The organism is Halomonas mongoliensis, assembly GCF_052496345.1.
In genome coordinates, this window is sequence record NZ_CP199288.1 from 231,613 (window position 1) to 248,675 (window position 17,063).

Below are 17,063 nucleotides of genomic sequence, written 5' to 3' on the forward strand. Positions count from 1 at the left end.
GGCCTCAGTCGTCGATATCGTCCTGGTTATGCACGCCGACCAGGGCGTGGTCGCCGGCGCTCTGCTGCTTGGCGTCGTCGCTGCGCGAGGCCTCCAGGGCGCTCAGGTAGGCGTCGTCGATGTCGCCGGTCACGTAGTGGCCGTCGAACACCGAGCAGTCGAAGGCGTCGAGGTTCGGGTTCACCTCGCGGCAGGCGGTCTTCAGATCCTCGAGGTCCTGATAGAAGATGCGGTCGGCGCCGATCAGCTCGCCGACCTCGGCCTCGCTGCGACCGTGGGCGATCAGCTCGCTGGCCGCCGGCATGTCGATGCCGTAGACGTTGGGGTAGCGCACCGGCGGCGCGGCGGAGGCGAAGTAGACCTTGCGGGCGCCGGCGTCCCGGGCCATCTGGATGATCTGCTTGCAGGTGGTGCCGCGCACGATGGAGTCGTCCACCAGCAGCACGTTCTTGCCCTTGAACTCCACGCCGATGGCGTTGAGCTTCTGGCGCACCGACTTCTTGCGCTGGGTCTGGCCGGGCATGATGAAGGTGCGCCCGATATAGCGGTTCTTCATGAAGCCTTCGCGGTAGGTCACCCCCAGGTGCTGGGCGAGCTCCAGGGCGGAGGTGCGCGAGGTGTCGGGGATCGGGATCACCACGTCGATGTCGTGCTCGGGCCACTCGCCGCGGATGCGGTCGCCGAGCTTGCGCCCCATCTCCATGCGGGTGCCGTAGACGTAGGCGCCGTCGAGGATGGAGTCGGGCCGCGCCAGGTAGACGTGCTCGAAGATGCAGGGGGCCAGACGCGGCGCGTCGGCGCACTGCTGGGTGTGGATCTCGCCCGCCATGTCGACGAAGATCGCCTCGCCCGGGTCCAGGTCGCGATGCAGCTCGAAGCCGCCGACGTCGAGTGCCACGGACTCCGAGGCGATCATCACCTCCTGGCCTTCGCCCTCGTCCCGGGTGCCGAAGACCACCGGGCGAATGCCGTGGGGGTCGCGGAAGGCCACCAGGCCCACGCCGTTGATGATCGCCACCGCGGCGTAGCCGCCCTTGCAGCGCCGGTGCACCCGGCGCACGGCGTCGAAGATGTCCCCCGGGGAGAGGTGCAGCCCCTGCTTGCCCAGCTCATGGGCGAAGACGTTGAGCAGCACCTCGGAGTCGGAGCTGGTGTTGATATGGCGCAGGTCCGAGGAGAAGAGCTCCTGCTTGAGCTGCTCGGAGTTGGTCAGGTTGCCGTTGTGGGCCAGGGCGATGCCGTAGGGGGAGTTGACGTAGAAGGGCTGGGACTCCGCCTCGCTGGAGGAGCCGGCGGTGGGGTAGCGCACGTGGCCGATGCCGATGCTGCCCTTGAGGCGCGCCATATGACGGGTATGGAAGACATCCCGCACCAGGCCGTTACTCTTGCGCAGCAGGAAGCGGCCCTCATGCCAGGTCATCATGCCGGCGGCATCCTGTCCGCGATGCTGAAGCACCGTCAGGGCGTCATAGATGCCCTGGTTTACCGCCTGCTTGGCCAGAAGGCCCACGATACCGCACATTCCACCTTACCTCGCTTGCCTGGAACTTGCTGTGAAGGGTCGGGCCGGCCGCCAGGGCCGCCCGGAAGTCGTCGATCAGGGAGTCTCATCGGCGGGCGCCGCATCGCGCCCGGGAAGGGAGAGCTCGCGCAGGGAGTCGGCCTCGGGAAGGCGCCCTTCCCAGGCCTCGAACTGGGAGACCGCCCAGTCGCGGAGCTGCTCGAAGTGGGGGCGCAGTTCGGCCTCCTGCCAGGCCTCGAGCTGGGCCAGGGGGGTGAGGCCGATCACGATGGTGGCCAGCACCAGGATGGCCGCGCCCTTGGCGGCGCCGAAGGCGGCCCCCATCACCCGGTTGAAGAGGCCCATGCCCACCCACTCCACGGCGGCATGAACCAGCCGAATCACCAGGCCGCACAGCAGCACCACGCCGAAGATGACCAGCACGAAGGCGAGCACCAGGCGGCCGTCGGCATTGTCGATCACCCCGGCGAGCAGGTCGGCCACCGGCTGGGCGAGCACCCGGGCGGCCAGCAGGGCGATGACCCAGGCGGCCAGGCCCAGGGCCTCGCGGATCAGCCCGCGCATGAAGCCGGCTACCGCCGTGACGGTGAGCAGGCCGATGAAGATCCAGTCGAGCCAGGTCAGCGCCATCTCAGTTCCTCGCCCGCACCAGCAGGCCCTGGAGGTTGGCCCGGGACTTGAGCTCGTTCATGGCCCGCTCGCCCGCCTCCGAGGAGTCATAGGGGCCGGCGTAGACGGTGGTCAGGTTGTTGTCCCGGGGCTGGCTGTAGGCCGGGAAGCCCTGCTCGCGCAGCTGCTGGAGCAGGCGCTCGGCGTTGGCCGGCTCCCCGAAGCTGCCCACCTGGACCGCCCACTCGCCGCCGGAGGCGGCCGGCGCCGGCTGACTGCGGCTGGCGCTCTCGGCCAGGCGCTGGTCGGCGGCCCTGGCCAGTTCGGCGATGGGGTCCACCGCGGGCTCGGAGGCCGGCGCGGGCGCCGGGCTGGGCGAAGGCTCCGCGGGAGCCTCGGCACGGGCCAGCTGCTCGGCGGCCTGTTCGGCCACTTCGGCCACTTCCTCGACGGTGACCTCCTCGACCGGCGACTCCTCGAGGAGCAGCTCCTCCTCACCGGGTGCCGCCACGGGCTCGCCGAACTCGGCGAGGCTGGCCGGGGGCCGGGGCTCCGGCACCTCCTGGCGCGGCACCTCGATGGGCTGCTGGATGGTCAGCACCGGCTGGGGGCGCTCGCTGCGCGGGGCCGGCTCGCTGAACAGCAGAGGAACGAAGATCACCGCCAGGGCGATCAGGATCACCGCACCGCTGATACGCTCACGCCATCCGTACTTCATCGGGCTTCCTCACTGCCGCTGGGGTCTGCCTCAGTCTGACGCGCCGGAGCGGACAGCGCCAGCCACTCGAGCACCTCGCCGACGGTAAAGAAGGAGCCGCACACCAGCACGCGATCCTCGGGGGCGAGCCGCTCGGCCAGCCAGGCCGCCGCGGCCGTCGGCGACGCCGCCTGATGCGCCACGCTGGCGCCCTGCCCGACCAGGCGGCCGGCCAGGTCGGCGGCGCTGCGCGCCCGCTCCCCGGCCAGGGTCGCCGTGACCCAGGCATCGACCGCCGGCGCCAGCGCTTCGATCACGCCGTCGGCGTCCTTGTCGCCGAGCATGGCCAGCAGCGCCCAGGTACGCCCGGCACAGGGGCGTGCCGCCAGGCGGCCGGCCAGGTAGCTCGCCGCATGGGGGTTGTGGCCCACGTCCAGGCACCACTGGCCCAGCCACTGCATGCGACCGGGCAGCCGCACCTCGGCAAGGGCCCGGCGGCAGGCATCGGCATCGCGCTCGACGCCGGCAAGCTCGAACGCCTTCAGCGCCGTGGCGGCGTTGTCCAGAGGCAGGCCGGGATCGGGGTGAGCCGGGTCCCAGTCGAAGTCTTCGCCGATGGCATGGACCGGGGCGCCGAGTTCGGCGGCCACCTGGCGTACGCTGGCGGGCAGCTCGCGGCTGCCCAGCACCGCCGGGCGGCCGGGACGCAGGATGCCCGCCTTCTCGCGACCGATCTGCTGAAGGTCGGTGCCGAGGAAGGCGGCATGGTCCTGGGCCACGGTGGTGACGATCCCCACGTCCGGGTCGATGACGTTGACCGCATCGAGCCGCCCGCCCAGCCCCACCTCGAGGATGGCCAGGTCCGGCGCGCGTCGGGCGATGGCCCAGAGCGCGCCCAGGGTGCCTACCTCGAAATAGGTGAGACTGACGGGTTCGCCATCCAGGCGCGCGCGCTCCACGGCGGCAAAGCCCGCCATCAGGGTGGCGTCACTGGCCTCCTCACCGTCCAGGCGCAGGCGTTCGTTGTAGCGGATCAGGTGCGGCGAGGTGTAGGCCGCCGTGGAGAGCCCGTGGGCCCGGGCCAGCGCCTCCAGCAGGGCCACGGTGGACCCCTTGCCGTTGGTGCCGGCCACGGTGATCACTCGCTCGGCGATGGGGCCTTCCAGCAGCCCCATCCGCCGGGCGACCTCGGCCACGCGCTCGAGGCCGAGGTCGATGCCCACGGGATGGGCGGCCTCGAGCCGCGCCAGCCAGGCGTCCAGGGTAGTGGGCAGGGGCGCGTCGCTCATCGGATCAGCGTCGGCCCTCTTCCCGGGCGTCGTCGGCCGGGGTCTCCGGCGCCTCGCTGCCGGCGGCTTCCACCGGCTCGACGGGCTCCGCGGGGGCCTCGTCGGCCACCGCCTGCTGGGCGGCATCGACCAGGTCGGGCTCGGGTTCGGCGATGCCCGCGGCGGGCTGGTGGGTCAGCTTGCGCAGCACGCCGCCCAGGCGGTCGCGCATCTCGCTGCGGTGCACGATCATGTCCACAGCGCCATGCTCGAGCAGGAACTCGCTGCGCTGGAAGCCTTCGGGCAGCTTCTCGCGCACGGTCTGCTCGATGACCCGGGGGCCGGCGAAGCCGATCAGGGCGTTGGGCTCGGCCACGTTGAGGTCGCCCAGCATGGCCAGCGACGCGGAGACACCGCCGAAGACCGGGTCGGTGAGCACCGAGATATAGGGAATGCCGGCCTGCTTGAGCTTCTCCAGGGCGGCGGAGGTCTTGGCCATCTGCATCAGAGAGAAGAGCGCCTCCTGCATGCGCGCCCCGCCGGAGGCGGAGAAGCAGATCAGCGGAATGCCCTCCTCCAGGGCCAGGGTCGCCGCGCGCACGAACTTCTCGCCCACCACGGCGCCCATGGAGCCGCCCATGAAGGTGAATTCAAAGGCCACCACCACCACCGGCAGGCCATCGAGGCGGCCACGCATGGCGACCAGGGCGTCCTTCTCGCCGGTCTCCTTCTGGGCCGCGGCCAGGCGATCCTTGTACTTCTTGGAGTCGCGGAACTTGAGGCGGTCGACGGGCTCCACCTCGGCGGCCAGCTCCTCGCGGCCCTCCTTGTCGAGGAACCAGTCGAGGCGCTTGCGGGCGGTCAGCCGCAGGTGATGGTCGCACTTGGGGCAGACGTTGTGGTGCTTCTCGAGTTCGGGAAGGTAGAGCACCGCCTCGCACTTGGGGCACTTGCGCCACAGGCCGTCGGGCACGCTCGCCCGGCGGTCCTTGCGCTGGATACGCCCCATGGAGGGCACGATCTTGTCTAGCCAGCTCATGTCAGAAAGGGTTCCGTCATCTGGTCGGCGCCCGGGAGAGCCCGGGCGCATGAATCGAGTCGTGTGGCGAGGGCCGCGATCAGCGGGGACTCAGGGCGTCCAGGGCCTGGCGCATCTCGCCCAGCACCGCCTTGAGTTCGCCGGCGATCGCCTCGGGGCGCTCGGCATTCTCGGCGATGCGGCTGACCAGCGCCGAGCCGACGATCACGCCGTCGGCCACCTTGCCCACCTCGGCGGCGGAGGCGCCGTCGCGGATGCCGAAGCCGACGCAGAGCGGCAGGTCGGTCAGTTCGCGCAGCGGCGCCAGGTGGTCGGCGACGTCCTGGGCATTGAGGATCGCCGAGCCGGTCACGCCCTTGAGGGAAACGTAGTAGAGATACCCCTCGCCGTGGGCGCATATTGTAGCGGCCCGGGCGTGGGAAGTGGTAGGGGCAACCAGGAAGATCGAGGCCAGGTCCCGCGACTTGAGCAGCGGGCCGAGCTCCTCGGCCTCCTCCGGCGGCATATCCACGGTCAGCACGCCATCGACGCCGGCCTCGGCGGCCTGGTCGGCGAAGGCCGCGAGGCCGATGCGCTCCATGGGGTTGAGGTAGCCCATCAGCACCACCGGGGTGGTGCTGTCGGTCTGGCGGAACTCGCGCACCATCTCGAACAGGTGGGAGAGGCGCACGCCGCGCTTGAGCGCCCGCTCGCAGGCCTTCTGGATCACCGGGCCGTCGGCCATGGGGTCGGAGAAGGGCACGCCCAGCTCGATGACGTCGGCGCCGGCCTCCACCAGGGCGTGCATGAAGCCCACGGTGTGCTCGGGGCCGGGGTCACCGGCGGTGATAAAGGGGATCAGCGCGCGGCGACCCTGGGCCTTGAGCTCGGCGAAGCGTTGGTCGATACGGTTCATCATTCCCTCAGATCTCGATGCCGTCGAGCTTGGCGACGGTCAGGATGTCCTTGTCGCCGCGGCCCGAGAGGTTGACGACGATGTTCTGGTCGGGGCGCATGGTGGGCGCCAGCACCTTGGCGTAGGCCAGGGCGTGGGCGGACTCCAGGGCCGGCATGATGCCCTCCACGTGGGTCAGCTCCCGGAAGGCCTCGAGCACGTCCTTGTCGTTGGCGGCCACGTAGTTGACCCGCCCCACGTCCTTCCAGAGGGCGTGTTCGGGGCCCACCCCCGGGTAGTCCAGGCCCGCGGAGACCGAGTGGGTGTTGGCGACCTGGCCACCCTCGTCGGACATCAGGTAGGTGCGGTTGCCGTGGAGCACGCCGCGCGGCGCCCCGGAGGAGAGCGGCGCGGCGTGGCGGCCGGTCTCGACGCCGTCGCCACCGGCCTCGACGCCGTACATCACCACCTCGTCATCCTCCACGAAGGGGTAGAAGAGCCCCATGGCGTTGGAGCCGCCGCCCACGCAGGCGATCAGGGCGTCGGGCAGCCGGCCGAACTCCTCGAAGGACTGGCGGCGCGCCTCGCGGCCCACCACGGCGTTGAAGTCGCGCACCAGCATCGGATAGGGGTGCGGGCCCGCCACGGTGCCGATGATATAGAAGGTGTCGTCGACATTGGTGACCCAGTCGCGCAACGCCTCGTTCATGGCGTCCTTGAGGGTGCGGGTGCCGGACTCCACCGAGATGACGTTGGCCCCCAGCAGGCGCATGCGGTAGACGTTGAGCTTCTGGCGCTGGATGTCCTCGGCGCCCATGTAGACGTCGCACTTGAGCCCCAGGCGGGCCGCCACGGTGGCGCTGGCCACGCCGTGCTGGCCGGCGCCGGTCTCGGCGATCACCCGGGGCTTGCCGCTCTTCTTGGCCAGCAGCGCCTGGCCGATGGTGTTGTTCACCTTGTGGGCGCCGGTGTGGTTGAGATCCTCGCGCTTGAGCCAGATCTGGGCACCGCCAAGCTGCTTCGACCAACGCTCCGCATGGTAGAGCGGTGAAGGACGACCCACGTAGTGGGCCAGGTCATAGTCGAATTCCGCCTGGAAATCCGGATCATCGCGAAGACTCAGATAGGTCTTCTCCAGCTCATCCAGGGCGAAGCTCAGGGTCTCCGAGACGAACCGTCCGCCGTAGGGGCCAAAGTGGCCGCGGGCATCCGGCAGTCGGGTCAGGTCACTGAACTTGCTCACGAAAGACACCTCACAGGTCGCCAGAAGGGCTTGGGGATTGAAATCGGTGGCCGAAGCGAGGGGGCGCTCAGCCGGCACGGCGCCGGGCATCGCCCTCGCCCGCCGCGGCCATGAAGGCCGCCATGCGCTCGGCATCCTTGATGCCGGGGGCGGCTTCCACGCCGCCGGATACGTCCACCGCGAAGGGCGCCACGGTGGCGATGGCCTCGGCCACGTTATCGGCGTTAAGGCCTCCGGCGAGGATAACAGGTTTTGCCAGCCCTGCGGGGATTCGCGACCAGTCGAAGGTCTCGCCGGTACCGCCCGGCACCCCGGGGCGGTAGGCGTCGAGCAGCAGCGCCCGGGCACCGCGATAGGCCTCGGCGGCGGCGGACAGGTCGAGGTCGTCGCGCATGCGCAGCGCCTTGATCCAGGGGCGCCGGAAGCCGTCGCAGAGGGCCGGCGGCTCCTCACCGTGGAACTGCAGGAGGTCCAGATGCGTGGCGCAGCGCTCGATCAGCGCCGGGTCCTGGTCCACGAAGAGCCCCACCCGAGTGACGAAGGCGGGCACCCGCTCGGCAAGCTCGGCGAGAAGCGCCTCGTCCACGGCGCGCCTGCTGCCGGGCCAGAGCACGAAGCCCAGCGCATCGGCCCCGGCGGCGACGGCGGCATCGACGTCTTCGGGGCGGGTGAGGCCGCAGAGTTTCACGCGAGTACGCTGCATCACGACGCCTCCCCCTGCGCCGCCACCGGCCGGCCGCGGCGAAACTCGACCATGGGGCAGTCGGGCAGCGCCCGCTCACCGGTCCACTCGCCGAGGAAGGCGAGCAGGTTGGGCCCCAGGGGCTCGGCGGGCAGGCCCCAGCGCTCGTCGTAGAGGGAGTCCACGAAGTGCAGGCCGCAGGCCGGCGCGGTGACGTCGGCCCGGGTGCGGTCCTTCAGCGCCATCAGCTCGGCCAGGTAGTCGTCGCCGGCCTCGCCGCGCCCCACGGTGACCAGGGCGCCGACGATATTGCGGATCATGTGGTGCAGGAAGGCGTTGCCCTGGACATCCACCACTACCAGGGGCCCGTGGCGATGCACCTCGATGAAGTGCAGGTGGCGCCAGGGGGTCTTCGACTGGCAGCCGGCGGCGCGGAAGCTGGAGAAGTCGTGCTCCCCCACCAGCGCCTGGGCGGCGCGGTGCATGGCATCCGCGTCCAGGGGGTCACGGCACCAGGTGACGTTGGCCCGCTCCAGCACCGGGCGGCTAGGCTGGTTGAGCAGCACGTAGCGGTAGCGCCGGGCCAGGGCCTTGAAGCGGGAGTGGAACTCGTCGGGCACCTCGCGCACCCAGCGCACGGCGATATCCCGGGGCAGGTTGGCGTTGACGCCGAACACCCAGGCCTTCTGGGAGCGCGGGACCGGGGCGTCGAAGTGGATCACCTGGCGGGTGGCGTGCACCCCGGAGTCGGTGCGACCGCTGGCGTGAATGCGTATCGGGACGCTGGCCACCCTGGCCAGCGCCGCCTCCAGGGCGGCCTGCACCGAGGGGGCATGCTTGAGGTACTGCCAGCCGCAGTAGCCGCTGCCGTCATACTCGACCCCCATGGCCAGGCGTCCGGTCATGGGGGTACGGTCGTCGAGGGGTTGGAAGAGGGTCATGCGATCGTCAGGTATCCAGTCGGTTCAGCAGCGCCGCGGCCGCGTCGTGAATGGCCGGGTCGTCGCTGAGCACCAGCTCGCCGAGCAGGCTGCGCGCCCGCCCGGCCTCGCCGGCATCGACCAGACGCCGCGCCTCGGCCAGCCGCTCGGTGGCGGCACTCGAAGAAGACCCGACATTATCCGCTTCCAGCGGCGGGAAGGAAACCTCCTCGACCTCCCACTCCTGGGGCAGCGCCTCGGGCTCTTCCTCGGGCGCCTCGTCGAGGCGGGAGGGCGTGAACTCGACGCTGGGCTGCATCGGCGTCTCCTCCCGCGGGGCCGGGTCATCATCCAGGCTGGGGGGGCGGTAGTCGATGATCTCGCGGCCATCGTCGAGCCGGCGAGTGGCGATCTCGGGCAGCGGCGAGGCCTCAGGCTCGGTCGAGTGCGGCTCGGGCGCGTCCGGCTCGCTAGCGCCAGGCTCGGGGGCCGTCGGCTGGCCGGCGCCGGGCGCGGCCGCGAAGCGCTCGCCCCCGTCGGCGGGCGGCGCATCGGCGGCAGAGGGTTCATCGGCGGCGGAGGGCGCACCCTCCTGCCCGGGAGCATCATCCGCCCCTTCGCCGAACACCCGCGGCGGGCGCTCGGCGGGATGCCCGAAGCGCGCCTTCTCCCCCTGGGAGAGGGGCGTAGCACCCTGCTCTGCCGAGGAGTCCGCTGCAGGCGTGGGCAGGGGCACCCCGTGGCGCTCGAGCAGGCGCTCGACCTCCTCGCGAACCGCCGGGCTCCCCCCTTCGTGGAGGCGCCGCGCCTCCTGCTCGGCCTCTTCCCGGTTGCCCTGCTCGAGATGAACGGTCAGCAGCTTGAGCCGCAGGTCGTCGCGCTCGGGCTCCCGGGTGAGGCTGGTATCGAGCAGCTCCCGGGCCTGGTCGTAGCGGCCGTAGGCGATAAAGATATCGGCCTCGCTGATCGCTTCGGCCTGGGGCAGCGATCCCTGAATGGAGTGCGCCGGCGCGGCACCGGGGGCGGGCGATGCCTGTGGCGGCACCGGCGGCTGGGCACCGGGCACCCCGACCTGCACGGCGCCCGCCGTGGCGCCGCCGCCCTCCTCCTCGCGACGGCGTCGGCGGACCACCAGCCAGAGCGCCAGCAGCGCGGCCAGACCGGCGCCGCCCAGCATCAGGTTGCGATCCACCTCGCCCTGGTAGACGGCCCCCCACCAGGGAGTTTCCTCGGCCTCGCTGCCGGGCGTGGCGATGCCACCGGCACCGGGACCGTCCGCGCCCGCCCCGCCGGCGGCCAGGGCCGCCAGCTGCTCCTGCAGCGCCTCCAGCTGCTGGCGCATCTCGCCCAGCTCGCCCTGAAGCTCGTCGCGCTCCTCCTGCACCGCCTCCAGGGTCTGCTGACTCTCCAGCCAGCGGGCCTCGAGGCGCACCAGGCGCGCGTCGCTGCTCAGCTCCCCGTCACCGGAGGGCGCGCCCCCCAGGAGGGCATCGAGCAGGTCGGGATCGATCTCCAGCGCGGCGCCGCCCTCGACGCCGCCCTCTCCCGCCTCGCCGCCCGCCTCGCCGCCGCCCCCCCCTCGGCGGCCACCTGGGCATCGGTCAGCAGCGTCAGCCGCGGCCCCTGGGCAGCGGCGACGGGCTCATCGACGGCCGGCACTGCGGCGGCGGGCGCCGCCTCACCGGTCTCGCCAGCCGGTGCCTCGGGCAGCGCCTCGGCCACCGGGGCGGCCACCACGGGCTCCGGCGGCGGGGCCGCCGGAGCCGGCGCGCTCCCCAGCGCCACCCGGGCCGGTGCACCGCTCCCGCGGTTGGCCCAGGCCCGGTTCATCTCGGCAACGACGCGATCGGCGTCGGCGCCGGCGCGCGCGGCAATGGCCTCCCGGCTCGGCACCACCAGGGTAAAGCCGGCGCGCATGGCGTTGATGTTGCCCGACGGGAAGGCCTCGGGGTTGGCCTCCACCAGAGCCACCATCATCTGGTTCATGCTGATGCCGCTGTCCGGCCGCAGCCGCCCGGCTACCGCCCAGAGGGTATCCCCGGAGCGCACCCAGGCCGGGTCGCCGGACGAGGCCGGAGAGGCAGACGGCCGCGGCGCTGCAGCGGCGGAGGGCGTGGCACGGCTCGGTTCTGCTGCCGCGGCCAGGGCCGGGGCCGAGGCGGGGGCCGCGCGGCGCCCGCCGCTGACCAGCGCGGGCATCTGGTCATAGTCAGGGGGATCGAGCAGCAGGGTGACCTCCCGGAGCTGCTGGCCGCCCGGCCAGTCGAAGCGCAGCAGCAGGTCGAGCCAGGGCTCCCGCACCGGGCGCTCGGTGGTGAGGTCCACCACCAGGCGTCCCTGCCGCTGATCCACCGCCAGCCTGACGCTTGCCGCCAGCGGCGTTCGGGGCAGGCCCGCCGCCGCGAAGGCGCGCTCGTCCGCCACCGAGACGTTGAGCAGGCCGGCCTGGATCCCGGCGGAGTCGGTGAGCGGGATGGTGGCGCGCAGGGGCGCATTGAGGGTCGAGCGCACGTCCGCCTCTCCGAGGCCCAGGGCCAGGGCCAGCGGGCTGGCGGCGGAGAGCGAAAGCAGCATGGCGAGTGTCAGCTTGCGTTTCATGGGGTTCCCTTGCATCCGTCGGCGGAGCCGTGCGCTGGCGCCGCGCCGCCCAGTCAGGACGGGTATCATTCTTCTGATACCTATGTACCACAACCCGCGCCGGCTGCGCTCGGTTTGGCTGGCATCAGGACTGATACATCAACGGTAAGCCATTGATACTGCCCTAGCCACTTCCTGGCTCACGAAAAAACGACGGGGCGACCTCCGAAGAGAGTCGCCCCGTCGTCATGCCGCGAGCCTGGCGGCCCGGACCTTACTGCTCGCGCAGGATCTTGAGCATGCGCTTGAGCGGCTCGGCGGCCCCCCACAGCAGCTGGTCGCCGACGCTGAAGGCGGAGAGGTACTCGCCGCCCATGGCCAGCTTGCGCAGGCGGCCCACCGGCACGGTGAGGGTGCCGGTGGCGGCGGCCGGGGTCAGGTCGCGAATGGTCGCTTCCTTGTCGTTGGGCACCACCTTGACCCACTCATTGTGCTTGGCCAGACGATCCTCGATCTCGTCCAGGGGCACGTCCTTCTTGAGCTTGATGGTGAAGGCCTGGCTGTGGGAGCGCATGGCGCCGATGCGCACGCAGAGGCCGTCGATGGGAATGGGGTTGTTGTCGAGGCCGAGGATCTTGTTGGTCTCGACGCTGCCCTTCCACTCCTCGCGGCTCTGGCCGTTGTCGAGCTTGGTGTCGATCCAGGGCAGCAGGCTGCCGGCCAGGGGCGCGGTGAAGTTCTCGGTGGGGAAGTCGCCCGAGCGCATCGCGGCGGTGACCTTGCGGTCGATGTCGAGGATGGCGCTGGCCGGGTCGGCGAGCTCGTCGGCCACGCTGTCGCGCAGGGCGCCCATCTGGCTCAGCAGCTCGCGCATATGCTTGGCACCGGAGCCGGAGGCGGCCTGGTAGGTCATGGAGGTCATCCACTCCACCAGGTCGGCCTCGAAGAGGCCACCGAGGCCCATCAGCATCAGGCTGACGGTGCAGTTGCCGCCGACGAAGGTCTTGGCGCCGCGGGCCAGCTGGGCGTCGATGACATGACGGTTGACGGGATCGAGGATGATGGTGGCCTCATCCTCCATGCGCAGGGTGCTGGCGGCGTCGATCCAGTAGCCCTTCCAGCCGCTGGCGCGCAGGTCGCCATAGACCTGCTTGGTGTAGTCGCCGCCCTGGCAGGTGATGATGACGTCCAGCACCTTGAGCTCATCGATGGCGGTGGCATCCTTCAGCGGAGGCACGTCCACGCCGACATCGGGGCCGGCCTGACCGACCTGGGAGGTGGTGAAGAAGACCGGCTCGATGCCCTTGAAGTCTCCATCTTCCACCATGCGCTGCATGAGCACGGAACCGACCATGCCGCGCCAACCGACGAAACCGACTTTCAACATGTGAAGTCCTCCAGAAATCGAATGTGGGGGGCATTATACACGAGCCTCATCGCTCGGGCAGCCGGCCCCGGGACTAGCCATCTCGCCATGCCAGGGCTGACTGTTTTCATGCTTCGCACCGCAGGGATACCGTTTACATTGTACTTACATAACGGCACAGCTGAGGCCATGAACGATCATGCCAGGCATCAGACCCCTACCCGCAGGGCCTAGCCCAGCACACTTCCAGCCGACGGAAAGGCGCCGCCGCTCCCCTGCCGCTGCCCCCGACCGACTCTACTCCACCTATGGACTGACGATCGCCTCTCAGCTCGAGCTGCCTGAGCTCGCCCCCCTCGCCTCCCTCGCCTCCAGCGGACACCCCGACGTTCGGATCGAGCTGGGCGAACTGCCAGACCGGCTTGAAGAGGCCGAGGCCGGCACGCCTTGGCTTCAGTGCAGTCACAGCGGCTGCCAGTTCCTGCTTGACAGCATCGCCCGATTTCGCGTCGAACAGGGTCGGCGAATCCGCATCGAGCGCCGGCTGACTCCCGATCGAGGCGCAACGGTTGCCGAGGGAGATCTGCGCGTCTACCTGCTGGGCAGCGCCCTGGGGGCACTGCTCCACCAGCGACACTGGCTGCCTCTCCACATCAGCGCGGTCCAGACCCCTGCGGGCATCTGGGGCTTCACGGGCGACTCCGGGGCCGGCAAATCCACCCTTGCCGCCTGGCTGCATTATCGCTGCGGCTGGAAGCTGGTCAGCGATGATGTCGGGGTGATCAAGCCCGAAGAGGCCCTGCCGACTCTCTACCCCGGGCCTCCCAGACTCAAGCTGTGGAAAGACGCCCTGGAGCGTCTGAGCATCGACCGCCAGGGGCTGGTCCGGGACCTGACACGCCGGGACAAGTTCCACCTTAACCGGCACCACGGTTTCACCGATCTCACCGAGCCGCTTGGCGCTCTGGTGCTGCTGGAGCGCGCCCCTCGAGATGAAAAGGCCACCCTCGAGCGGGTCGAGGGGATCGAGGCCTTCAGGGTAGTGATGTCGGCGCTCTACCTGCCCGAGTGGGGACGGCGCTTCAATGGTCCTGCCAGGCTGATGCACTATTGCGCCGAGCTGACACGCCAGATCCAGATCTACCGCTACCGGCGACCCTGGTCTCTGGAAAAGGCCGAGGATAGCCTGACCCCGCTGATTCAACAGATCCGTGAGGAAACAGGGCATGCCAGCTCATTTCGACCGACCTGATGCCGGGCTGCGACTGCTGATACTGCTTGCCAGACTGACGCTGTCCGAGGCTCAGCGCAGGGCCGCCCTGGACCTCTGCCGGGACATACCCGCCTGGAATGACTTGGCAAACCTGGCGGAGCGTCAGTTCCTGCTGCCGCTGGTATACCGTCACTTGCACGAACTGGCCCCCCCGACGCTTTCACCGGACGATGCAGAACAGCTTCGCCAGCGAGCCCTGGGCCTCATTCAGCGCAATCTTCTTATCACCGCTGAACAACAGCGCCTGGTGGCAGAGCTGCTCGAGCCGCTGGACATCCCCTACCTCTTCTTCAAGGGGCCGGCGCTGGCGGCTCGCTACTATGATGAACCGGCCATGCGCTCCTCTCGGGATATCGACCTGCTGGTGCCGCCTCAGCGCTGTGTCGAACTGCTGGAACTCGCCTTCCAGCGAGGCTATCGAGCCCTCGACCCGGAGACCCTAACGCCCGACAGGCAGAGTCTCGCCTTTGCCGTCCGCACTCAACGCGTGGTGTCCCTGGTCTCCCCCGGCGGGGTCTGCATTGAGTTTCATCATGATATCGACCGGGGCGCCGGGATTTACCAAACTGACGAACTGCTGGAGAAGCGGGTCGCCTACCGAGCCGGTAATGCCCTCCTGTATGCCATGCCGACCTGCGAGCTGTTTGTCTACATCTGCCTGCACCACACCCGCCATTTCTGGTCACACCTCCACTGGCTGGTCGACCTGGATGCCATACAGCGCCATCCTGACTTCGACGCGGCCGCGGCCCATGCATGTGCGGAGCGCCGTGGCCTGGCATCAACGGTCAACGCCTGCATGGCGTTCTACCAGGCACTCGCGGCGCCCGAGCCCGAACATTCGCCACACCTTAGCCGGCGCAGCCGCGACATGCTCGAGGCCTGCTTGGCGACGCTGCAGGGAGGACAGGAGGCAGAGCTGGCACTGCGCCGCCGGCGCCCAACCCCGGAGTTCGGGTTTCCCTGGCAGACAACGGCGGCCTATCGGCGAGCAAGTCGAGTCCGGAGATGGGTCGGCCGCTTCCAGCCGGAGTATATCGATTACGCGCTCCTGCCCCTGCCATCCGGGTGGCAATGGCTCTACTACGCCATTCGCCCCTGCCGCGCCCTGACCAGACGCGGCCGAACCCTGTGGCCAGGTCAATGACTCTCTCCCCAAGGGGCCTGCTGGAACCGATCGGCACCCTTCGCCGTATCCTGCCGCTGCTCTGGGCAAGCAGCCGCAAATGGGCCCTGCTCACCACCTTCCTGATGGTGCTGGAAGTCGGCTTCGGGCTGGCGGCTCTCTATCTGCTCAAGCAGCTGGTCGATCTGGTCACGACCCTGCTGGGGGATGAGGCCACCGCGGCCGGGGGCATGACAGAGGTCCTGCGTTACGTGCTCCTCACCGGGGCGGCAGCCCTGGCCTTCATGGTCACGCGCGCCCTGTCGAGCCTGGCCAAGGAGGCCCAGGCCCTGCTGGTAGCCGACCATATCGACGGCAAGATCCATGAACGCGCCGTCAGTGCCGACCTGGCCTTCTACGAGAGCCCACGCTATTTCGACACCCTGGAGAGGGCCCGAGAGTCCGGCAACCAGCGCCCCGCCCAGGTGGTCGGCAATCTGATGATGCTGTCGAGGAACAGCCTCATGCTTGCAGCGGTGGTTGCCCTGCTCGCCTCGATCGACTGGCTGCTGCTGCCCGTTCTGCTGGTGGCCATCCTGCCGGGACTGCTGGTCCGCCTCCACTTCACGCGGCACCTGTACGACTGGCAGCGCCGCAGGACCCAGATGGAGCGCAAGGCCAGCTACCTCGACTGGCTGATGACCTCCAACCTGCACGCCAAGGAGCTGCGCATCTACCAGCTAGGCGATCACCTGCGAGCGCAGTATGCCGGGCTGCGCGGCCAAATTCGCCGGGAGCGCCTAAGCATCACCCAGCGCCGTACCCGCCTCGAGGTGGCCGTTGGCAGCGCTGCGGCCATCGCTTTTTTTTCCAGCCTGGCCTATCTCGCCTGGCAGACGACGGAAGGGCGCAGCAGCGTCGGTGACCTGGTGCTGTTCATGCTGATCTTCCAGCGCGCCCAGACCATGGGGCAGGAGCTGGTCCAGCAGCTTTCCAAGCTCTACGAGGACCATCTCTATATGGGCCTGCTGTTCGAGTTCCTGGATATCGCCCCCGAGATAGCTGAGCCAGCCCATCCGGTAGCGCTACCTGAGGCTATCCGCGACGGAATACGCTTCGAAAAGGTCGGCTTCCAGTACCCCGGATCACCCGAGCAGACCCTGAGCGATATCGACCTGAGCATACGCCCCGGCCAGGTGGTCGCACTGGTGGGCATCAACGGAGCGGGGAAGACGACCCTGATCAAGCTGCTGTGCAGGCTCTATGATCCCGTCCAGGGTCGCATCACCCTGGATGGCATCGATATCCGGCAATACAGCCCGGAGCAATACCGCAGCCTGTTCAGCGTCATCTTCCAGGACTATTCCCAGTACGCGGCCAGCGTGAAGGAGAATATCCACTTCGGGGACATAGCCTCTCCCGGTGAGCGGCTATCGATCATGGGCGCCGCCATCAACGCCGGTGCTGACGGCTTCATCAGCAGGCTAGCGCAGGGATACGACACCCCCCTCACCCGAATGTTTGATGAAGGGCATGAGATCAGCATCGGACAGTGGCAGAAGCTGGCGCTGGCGCGCGCCTTCCTGAGAAAGTCATCCTTTATCATCCTCGACGAGCCTACCAGCTCCCTGGACCCCGAGGCCGAGTTCGAGATGTTCGAGAACTTCCGGGAACGAATCAGCCATCGCGGCGCCCTGATGATCAGCCATCGGCTGTCGACCGTCAGGATGGCCGACTATATCTATGTCATGGATCAAGGGCGAATTGTGGAAAGCGGAACGCACCAGGAGCTGATCCAGAAGGAAGGGATCTACTACACGCTATTCAGCAAGCAGGCCTTTCATTACAAGGATGCCGAAGCCTGGCAGTGAGCGCCTTCGGCTTGAAC

General features: G+C 69.3%; 15 protein-coding genes. 3 read left to right on the forward strand and 12 right to left on the reverse strand.

The annotated features are described in order from the left end of the window. Positions 1-4: 4 nt before the first annotated feature. From purF to asd, 12 genes are all read right to left on the reverse strand, one after another. The gene (purF, locus tag ACRYRV_RS01105) at positions 5-1,522 is read right to left on the reverse strand and encodes an amidophosphoribosyltransferase (RefSeq protein ID WP_253451275.1); all 1,518 of its coding nucleotides are present in this window, start codon (positions 1,520-1,522) and stop codon (positions 5-7) included. Positions 1,523-1,597: 75 nt separating this feature from the next. After that, positions 1,598-2,152 carry a CvpA family protein gene (locus ACRYRV_RS01110; RefSeq protein WP_309635873.1) on the reverse strand — a complete coding sequence of 185 codons (555 nt, stop codon included), beginning with the start codon at positions 2,150-2,152 and terminating at the stop codon, positions 1,598-1,600. 1 nt (position 2,153) lies between these two features. Then, positions 2,154-2,849 carry an SPOR domain-containing protein gene (locus ACRYRV_RS01115; protein WP_444984227.1) on the reverse strand — a complete coding sequence of 232 codons (696 nt, stop codon included), beginning with the start codon at positions 2,847-2,849 and terminating at the stop codon, positions 2,154-2,156. Continuing rightward, the gene (locus ACRYRV_RS01120) at positions 2,846-4,117 is read right to left on the reverse strand and encodes a bifunctional folylpolyglutamate synthase/dihydrofolate synthase (RefSeq protein ID WP_444984226.1); all 1,272 of its coding nucleotides are present in this window, start codon (positions 4,115-4,117) and stop codon (positions 2,846-2,848) included. The genes ACRYRV_RS01115 and ACRYRV_RS01120 overlap by 4 nt, the downstream gene beginning before the upstream one ends. A 4-nt stretch (positions 4,118-4,121) precedes the next feature. After that, a complete protein-coding gene (accD, locus tag ACRYRV_RS01125; RefSeq protein WP_309635870.1) occupies positions 4,122-5,135 on the reverse strand; it encodes an acetyl-CoA carboxylase, carboxyltransferase subunit beta in 1,014 nt (337 codons plus the stop codon). A 79-nt stretch (positions 5,136-5,214) separates the two neighbouring features. After that, complete coding sequence (gene trpA, locus ACRYRV_RS01130; protein ID WP_309635893.1) at positions 5,215-6,030, reverse strand: tryptophan synthase subunit alpha; 816 nt, start codon at positions 6,028-6,030, stop codon at positions 5,215-5,217. Between the two features lie 7 nt (positions 6,031-6,037). After that, positions 6,038-7,252, reverse strand: a complete 1,215-nt coding sequence (gene trpB / locus ACRYRV_RS01135) for a tryptophan synthase subunit beta (protein ID WP_253451258.1) — start codon at positions 7,250-7,252, stop codon at positions 6,038-6,040. 67 nt (positions 7,253-7,319) lie between these two features. Next, positions 7,320-7,955 carry a phosphoribosylanthranilate isomerase gene (locus ACRYRV_RS01140; RefSeq protein WP_444984225.1) on the reverse strand — a complete coding sequence of 212 codons (636 nt, stop codon included), beginning with the start codon at positions 7,953-7,955 and terminating at the stop codon, positions 7,320-7,322. Then, positions 7,955-8,875, reverse strand: coding sequence for a tRNA pseudouridine(38-40) synthase TruA (truA, locus tag ACRYRV_RS01145; RefSeq protein ID WP_444984224.1), 921 nt, complete (start codon positions 8,873-8,875; stop codon positions 7,955-7,957). The genes ACRYRV_RS01140 and truA overlap by 1 nt, the downstream gene beginning before the upstream one ends. 7 nt (positions 8,876-8,882) lie before the next feature. After that, the gene (locus ACRYRV_RS01150) at positions 8,883-10,286 is read right to left on the reverse strand and encodes a tetratricopeptide repeat protein (protein ID WP_444984223.1); all 1,404 of its coding nucleotides are present in this window, start codon (positions 10,284-10,286) and stop codon (positions 8,883-8,885) included. 17 nt (positions 10,287-10,303) lie between these two features. Next, positions 10,304-11,452, reverse strand: a complete 1,149-nt coding sequence (locus ACRYRV_RS01155) for a type IV pilus assembly protein FimV (protein WP_444984222.1) — start codon at positions 11,450-11,452, stop codon at positions 10,304-10,306. 253 nt (positions 11,453-11,705) lie between these two features. Then, positions 11,706-12,818, reverse strand: a complete 1,113-nt coding sequence (asd, locus tag ACRYRV_RS01160) for an aspartate-semialdehyde dehydrogenase (RefSeq protein ID WP_309635866.1) — start codon at positions 12,816-12,818, stop codon at positions 11,706-11,708. A gap of 178 nt (positions 12,819-12,996) precedes the next feature. On the opposite strand from asd, the gene ACRYRV_RS01165 reads away from it, so the two are divergent. From ACRYRV_RS01165 to ACRYRV_RS01175, 3 genes are read left to right on the forward strand one after another with little or no spacing between them, the layout of a single operon-like run. Further along, positions 12,997-14,049 carry a hypothetical protein gene (locus tag ACRYRV_RS01165; protein WP_444984221.1) on the forward strand — a complete coding sequence of 351 codons (1,053 nt, stop codon included), beginning with the start codon at positions 12,997-12,999 and terminating at the stop codon, positions 14,047-14,049. Beyond that, positions 14,024-15,217 carry a nucleotidyltransferase domain-containing protein gene (locus ACRYRV_RS01170; protein ID WP_309635864.1) on the forward strand — a complete coding sequence of 398 codons (1,194 nt, stop codon included), beginning with the start codon at positions 14,024-14,026 and terminating at the stop codon, positions 15,215-15,217. Before ACRYRV_RS01165 ends, ACRYRV_RS01170 begins: the two co-directional genes overlap by 26 nt. Then, positions 15,214-17,046 (forward strand): ABC transporter ATP-binding protein, encoded by a 1,833-nt coding sequence (locus tag ACRYRV_RS01175; RefSeq protein ID WP_444984220.1) that lies wholly within the window; start codon positions 15,214-15,216, stop codon positions 17,044-17,046. Before ACRYRV_RS01170 ends, ACRYRV_RS01175 begins: the two co-directional genes overlap by 4 nt. Positions 17,047-17,063 lie beyond the last annotated feature (17 nt).

Excerpts from the sequence above, each read along its gene's own strand:
- purF (WP_253451275.1), bottom strand. The coding sequence starts at position 1,522 with ATGTGCGGTATCGTGGGCCTTCTGGCCAAGCAGGCGGTAAACCAGGGC.
- ACRYRV_RS01110 (WP_309635873.1), bottom strand. The coding sequence starts at position 2,152 with ATGGCGCTGACCTGGCTCGACTGGATCTTCATCGGCCTGCTCACCGTC.
- ACRYRV_RS01115 (WP_444984227.1), bottom strand. The coding sequence starts at position 2,849 with ATGAAGTACGGATGGCGTGAGCGTATCAGCGGTGCGGTGATCCTGATC.
- ACRYRV_RS01120 (WP_444984226.1), bottom strand. The coding sequence starts at position 4,117 with ATGAGCGACGCGCCCCTGCCCACTACCCTGGACGCCTGGCTGGCGCGG.
- accD (WP_309635870.1), bottom strand. The coding sequence starts at position 5,135 with ATGAGCTGGCTAGACAAGATCGTGCCCTCCATGGGGCGTATCCAGCGC.
- trpA (WP_309635893.1), bottom strand. The coding sequence starts at position 6,030 with ATGAACCGTATCGACCAACGCTTCGCCGAGCTCAAGGCCCAGGGTCGC.
- ACRYRV_RS01140 (WP_444984225.1), bottom strand. The coding sequence starts at position 7,955 with ATGCAGCGTACTCGCGTGAAACTCTGCGGCCTCACCCGCCCCGAAGAC.
- truA (WP_444984224.1), bottom strand. The coding sequence starts at position 8,875 with ATGACCCTCTTCCAACCCCTCGACGACCGTACCCCCATGACCGGACGC.
- ACRYRV_RS01155 (WP_444984222.1), bottom strand. The coding sequence starts at position 11,452 with ATGAAACGCAAGCTGACACTCGCCATGCTGCTTTCGCTCTCCGCCGCC.
- asd (WP_309635866.1), bottom strand. The coding sequence starts at position 12,818 with ATGTTGAAAGTCGGTTTCGTCGGTTGGCGCGGCATGGTCGGTTCCGTG.
- ACRYRV_RS01165 (WP_444984221.1), top strand. The coding sequence starts at position 12,997 with ATGCCAGGCATCAGACCCCTACCCGCAGGGCCTAGCCCAGCACACTTC.
- ACRYRV_RS01170 (WP_309635864.1), top strand. The coding sequence starts at position 14,024 with ATGCCAGCTCATTTCGACCGACCTGATGCCGGGCTGCGACTGCTGATA.
- ACRYRV_RS01175 (WP_444984220.1), top strand. The coding sequence starts at position 15,214 with ATGACTCTCTCCCCAAGGGGCCTGCTGGAACCGATCGGCACCCTTCGC.